Below are 5,096 nucleotides of genomic sequence, written 5' to 3'. Positions count from 1 at the left end.
CGCGCAAGCGTCAAGCGCCAGACCCTCCAACATCGGCGCTTGCAACACCGCAAAATCGCCGCCTAAATATAAACCCCAGACGAGGCCATCTCTCCGCTAAATCCGCCCCCTGACTGTCCCAAAACTTCTGACGACGTACACATCCCGAGATCGCTACGGCCCTGAATTTGCCACTCGGCACGGTGAAGTCTCATGTCAAACGTGGTCTGGATAAACTCCGCGCCCGGCTTCGGCCGGAATCCGAACAATCCCTGGGGAGAGCGCACAATGTCGGCTGACGAGTTCGATCCCTTCGTTGAACGGATGTTCGCGCGCGCGCGCCAGATGCCTGACGCGGCCCTGTTCAACGCCGGCGTGGAAGCCCGCCTTCAGAAGGGCACCCGCGTCCGGTTCCTGGCCCTGTCTTTGGCCGGCGTCATCGGCGGCGTTGTGGCGGTGCGAGAGACGATGTCCGTGGACCTCAATCTGGGTTCCGGCGACGGCGTCGTCGCCGGCGCCGCTCTGGGCCAGGGCATCCGCAGCGCCTCGGTCAACGCCCAGACGGCCGCTCAGGCGGTCATGGAGCAGCTTGGCCTCGCCAATCTGGAGCTGGGTTCGATGGGCGGCATGCAGCTTTTCTGGATCGCCGCCGGTGCCCTGATCGCCCTGGCCGCCGCCGGCGTGACGCGGTTGTCGCAGGAGATGTGACCCTGGCCGTCATCACCGGGCAACGCCCGAGGATGACGGATGGCGGATGTGGGCCTATCTAGACGTCGATCTCAGGAGCCGCCGCCATGTCCAGCCAGAAGCAGGAATCCGTCAAACGCATCACCGCGCCCGACATCCGTGGGCGCAAGGGCGGCGAGCCGATCGTCTGTCTGACGGCCTACGACGCGCCCACGGCGGCGCTTCTGGACGCGCATTGCGACCTGCTGCTGGTCGGCGACAGCGTCGGCATGGTGGTCCACGGCCTGCCCAACACCGTAGGCGTCACCCTTGAAATGATGATCCTCCACGGTCAGGCCGTCATGCGTGGGTCAAGCCGCGCCATGGTCGTCATCGACATGCCCTTCGGCAGCTATGAGGGCGGCAAGGAGCAGGCCTATCAGAACTGCGCCCGCGTGATGAAGGAGACCGGCGCGCAAGGGGTGAAGGTGGAAAGCGGCCCGACGGTGCCCGAAACCATCGCCTATCTGGTCCAGCGCGGCATTCCGGTGATGGGCCACGTCGGCCTGCGCCCCCAGGCCGTGCTGACCGACGGTGCCTTCAAGGCCAAGGGCCGCACCGACGAGGAACGTCTTCGGGTCATGTCCGAGGCCGAGGCCACCGCCGACGCCGGGGCCTTCTGCGTCGTCATTGAGGGCGTGGCCGAGGGCCTGGCCCGCGACATCACCGAGGCGATCGACAAGCCCACCATCGGCATCGGCGCGTCGGCCACCTGCGACGGCCAGATTCTGGTCACGCCGGACATGCTGGGTCTGTTCGACTGGACCCCGAAATTCGTCCGCCGCTACGCTGATCTGCGGGGCGAGATCGACCGGGCGGTCGCCACCTATGCCGCCGATGTGAAAGCCCGCCGTTTTCCTGCCGAAGTCGAGACCTACTTCTCGAAAAAGCCGGTTTCGTCGTAAGGCCCGCGTTGCGGCGCGGGGAGTGACCCTCTAGGGTCGCGCCGGTTGGATTTTCAGCGGTTTTTGGGGCGACGAATTCGTGGTTGATGTCTTCGATCAGGTCGAGGAGGAGCTTCGCTCCGAACGATACAAGCGGCTCGCCCGCACCTGGCTGCCGGTTGCCGGCGGCGTCCTTGTGGTCGCCCTGATCGCCGCGCTGGGGTGGTGGGGGTATCAAAACTGGCAGATATCCAAGGCCGACAAGGCTTCGGTCGCCTATCAGCGTGGCCTTGAATCGCTGGAAGCCGGCAACCCGATCGGCGCCGACGCCGCCTTCACCCAGGCCGCGAACGAGGGGAACGGGGCTTACAAGTCTCTGTCGCTGCAACACCGCGCGGCGATCGCAGTCCAGGCCAACCGTATTCCCGATGCCGTCGCGCTGTTCGACGAGGCCGCCAAAGCCTCTGGTGATCCGCTGATCGCCGACCCCGCCGCCCTCAAGGCGGTCTGGTTGCTGATGGACACCGCGCCGCTGGCCGACATCCAGTCGCGCCTCGAGCCGCTGATCAAGGAGGGTCGACCGATGCGGGCCTATGCCCGCGAAGCCTTGGCGCTGGCCCAGATTCAGACCGGCCAGATCGACGCTGCGCGCAGCGCGCTCGTGGTTCTGAAGAATGAACTCGACACCCCTCAGATCGTCTCCGAGCGGGCCGACGCCGCCCTGGCCTCCATCGACTCGGGCACGGCGGCCAATCTGGCCGCCATAGTGCGGGCTCAAGCCGCGCTCGAGGCGTCGGCCGCGCGGGCTCCAGCCGCCATGCCGGCGGGTCCGCTCGCCCCGTCGCCCGCCGCTCCGGCCCGCCCGTGATCTTCGCTTCCAGGACGAACGCCATGAACCGTGTGCTCAAAGTCGCCCTGATGTGCGGCCTCGCCGTCACCGTCGCCTCCTGCGGCACGGTCCGGCGCGTGTTGCCGTTCGGCCTGGGTGGCTCCGACGCGCCCCAGGCCACCGCCACCGAGGGGACGCGCATTTCTGTCCTGGAGTTCGAACAGCAACTGGCCCCATCGGCTGCGCTGGCCGGACGTGACTTCTTCCTGCCGGGCCCGCAGGCCGCCACGGCCTGGACCCAGCCCGGCGGCAACGCCGAGAACGCGGTCGAGCATGTCGCGGCGGCGTCCGGGTTCGCGGTCGCCTGGCGTCGCGACATCGGCGCAGGCTCGTCGCGAACCCGGCAGGTCATGGCTCCCGTCGTCGCTGACGCCGGACGTGTCTTCGTTATGGACGGCGAGGCCGCCGTGACGGCCGTGGACGCGAACAGCGGCTCGGTTATCTGGAAGACCGACGTCAAGCGCGAAGAGGCCGAGAAGCGCGCCAGCATCTTCAGCATGCAATTCGGCGGCGCTTCGGGCGGCGGCGGGTTTGGCGGCGGCGTGGCCGTCGGCGGCGGCAAGGTCTTCGTGGCCTCGGGCTATCGCAGCGTCAGCGCGCTGGATCAGACGACGGGCGCGGTCCTGTGGTCCACCCCGGTCGACGTGCCGATCCACGGCGCGCCCACGGTCGCTGGCCCGCGCGTCTACGTCGTGGACGTGGAGAACCAGATCTTTGCCTTCGACGTGAACACGGGCCGGCAGACCTGGGCCTATCGCGGCATCCCCGAGCCCGCCCGCCTCATGCGCGCGACCAGCCCGGCGGTGACGGGCGACACTGTGATCGCGCCCTTCTCGTCCGGCGAACTGGTGGCTCTGCGGGCTTCGACCGGCCAGGCCGTGTGGAACCAGACTCTTTCGCGGACCAGCCGCACCAGCGCCCTTTCGGAAATCCGCGACATCGCCGGACGTCCGGTGGTCAGCCGCGGCATTGTCTATGCCGTCGGCCATTCGGGCGTCATGTCCGCCATCGACGTGCGGACGGGTGAGCCGAAATGGCAACTGCCGATCTCGGGCGTCAACGCGCCGCTGGCCATCGGCGACGTCGTCTATGTCGTCTCCAAGGACGGCGAACTGACCGTGGTCAATCGCGACACCGGTCAGGTCTATTGGACGCGCGATCTCAACGAGGGCCGCGTGCGTCAGGAGGGCGGCCTGTTCGGATTCTTCGATCGCACTGTGCGTCCGAAATGGTCGGGTCCGCTGATGGCCTCGAACCGCCTGCTGCTGGCAAATTCGGACGGCGAACTGGTGGCGTTCGATCCCAAGACCGGCGCCCAGACCGCCAGCCTGAAGCTCGGCGGCCCGGTCTACATCGCCCCCGCCGCCTACAACGGCGCTGTCTATGTGCTCACCGACAACGGCGATCTCGTCAGCATTCGCTGACCTGTAACCCCCGAACTGCGTTAGAAGGCCGACATGGCTCTCAAGGTCGCCATCGTCGGCCGCCCCAATGTGGGCAAGTCGACATTGTTCAACCGACTCGTCGGCAAACGCCTCGCGCTGGTCGATGACCGCCCGGGCGTGACCCGCGACCGTCGCTATGCCGACGGCAACATCGGCGACATGGACCTGACGCTGATCGACACGGCGGGCTATGAGGACGTCACCGACGGCAGCCTCGAATCCCGCATGCGCGAACAGACCGAGGCGGCGCTGGAAGACGGCGACCTGATCCTGTTCATGGTGGACGCCCGCGAAGGCGTCACCTCGCTGGACCAGATCTTCGCCGACCGCCTGCGCAAACAGCACAAGCCCGTCATCCTGCTGGCCAACAAGTCCGAGAGCCGCGAGAGCGGCGGCGGCATCGGCGAGGCCTGGTCGCTGGGCTTCGGCGAACCCGTCGCTATCTCTGCCGAGCACGGCGAGGGCATGGCTGACCTTTACGCCGCCGTGGTCGCCGCCAGCGCCGACATCTTCATCGAAGAGGTCGATGAGCCCGACAAGCCGATCCGCATCGCCATCATCGGCCGTCCCAACGCCGGCAAGTCGACCCTGATCAACCGCCTGATCGGCGAGGACCGCCTGCTGACCGGGCCCGAGGCGGGCATCACCCGTGACTCCATCTCGGTCGACTGGGAATACGAAGGCCAGAACATCCGTCTGGTCGACACCGCCGGCATGCGCCGCAAGGCCCGGGTCCAGGAAAAGCTGGAGAAGCTGTCGGTCGCCGACACCATCCGCACCATCACCTTCGCCGAGGTGGTCGTGCTGGTCATGGACAAGGACGACGCCTTCGACACCCAGGACCTGCAGCTGGCCGATCTGGTCGAGCGCGAGGGCCGGGCCCTGGTCTATGTCGCCGCCAAATGGGACCTCGAAACCGAGCCCCAGGCCAGGCTGGCCAAACTGACCCAGATGGCCGAGGACAAGCTGCCCCAGCTCAAGGGCTCGCCGTTCGTGGCCCTGTCGTCGCATAGCGGCCGCGGCGTCGAGCGCCTGATGCCCGCCGTGCTGAAGGCCCACGCGACATGGTCGGTCAAGGTCAAGACCAAGGACCTCAACGACTGGCTGGCCATGGCCACCCAGAGGCATCCGCCCCCCGCCGTCGACGGCAAGCGGATCAAGCCCAAATACATG

At 67.3% G+C, this 5,096-nt stretch carries 5 protein-coding genes and 1 pseudogene; all 6 read left to right on the top strand.

All coding sequences use genetic code 11. From position 1 onward, the window contains the following. Window positions 1-137: 137 nt before the first annotated feature. Window positions 138-278, top strand: a pseudogene (locus ACESMO_RS05430) (sigma factor-like helix-turn-helix DNA-binding protein); the annotation flags it as partial. Continuing rightward, window positions 268-687 carry a hypothetical protein gene (locus ACESMO_RS05425; RefSeq protein ID WP_372707154.1) on the top strand — a complete coding sequence of 140 codons (420 nt, stop codon included), beginning with the start codon at window positions 268-270 and terminating at the stop codon, window positions 685-687. The pseudogene ACESMO_RS05430 and the gene ACESMO_RS05425, both read left to right, overlap by 11 nt. Before the next feature lie 86 nt (window positions 688-773). Next, window positions 774-1,610 carry a 3-methyl-2-oxobutanoate hydroxymethyltransferase gene (panB, locus tag ACESMO_RS05420; RefSeq protein ID WP_372707153.1) on the top strand — a complete coding sequence of 279 codons (837 nt, stop codon included), beginning with the start codon at window positions 774-776 and terminating at the stop codon, window positions 1,608-1,610. 79 nt (window positions 1,611-1,689) lie between these two features. Beyond that, on the top strand, window positions 1,690-2,457 hold the full coding sequence (locus ACESMO_RS05415; protein ID WP_372707152.1) for a tetratricopeptide repeat protein: 768 nt from the start codon (window positions 1,690-1,692) through the stop codon (window positions 2,455-2,457). Window positions 2,458-2,480: 23 nt separating this feature from the next. Further along, window positions 2,481-3,902: a PQQ-binding-like beta-propeller repeat protein gene (locus ACESMO_RS05410; protein WP_372707151.1), complete on the top strand. Its 1,422-nt coding sequence runs from the start codon at window positions 2,481-2,483 to the stop codon at window positions 3,900-3,902. 33 nt (window positions 3,903-3,935) lie between these two features. Then, the coding region (gene der, locus ACESMO_RS05405; protein WP_372707150.1) for a ribosome biogenesis GTPase Der at window positions 3,936-5,096 on the top strand (1,161 nt) is incomplete at its 3' end.

This window comes from Brevundimonas sp. (genome assembly GCF_041688735.1).
GTDB lineage: Bacteria > Pseudomonadota > Alphaproteobacteria > Caulobacterales > Caulobacteraceae > Brevundimonas.
Note: the sequence above shows the minus strand (reverse complement) of the source record. Positions and strands in the feature narration are given on the sequence as shown.

Excerpts from the sequence above, each read along its gene's own strand:
- ACESMO_RS05425 (WP_372707154.1), top strand. The coding sequence starts at position 268 with ATGTCGGCTGACGAGTTCGATCCCTTCGTTGAACGGATGTTCGCGCGC.
- panB (WP_372707153.1), top strand. The coding sequence starts at position 774 with ATGTCCAGCCAGAAGCAGGAATCCGTCAAACGCATCACCGCGCCCGAC.
- ACESMO_RS05410 (WP_372707151.1), top strand. The coding sequence starts at position 2,481 with ATGAACCGTGTGCTCAAAGTCGCCCTGATGTGCGGCCTCGCCGTCACC.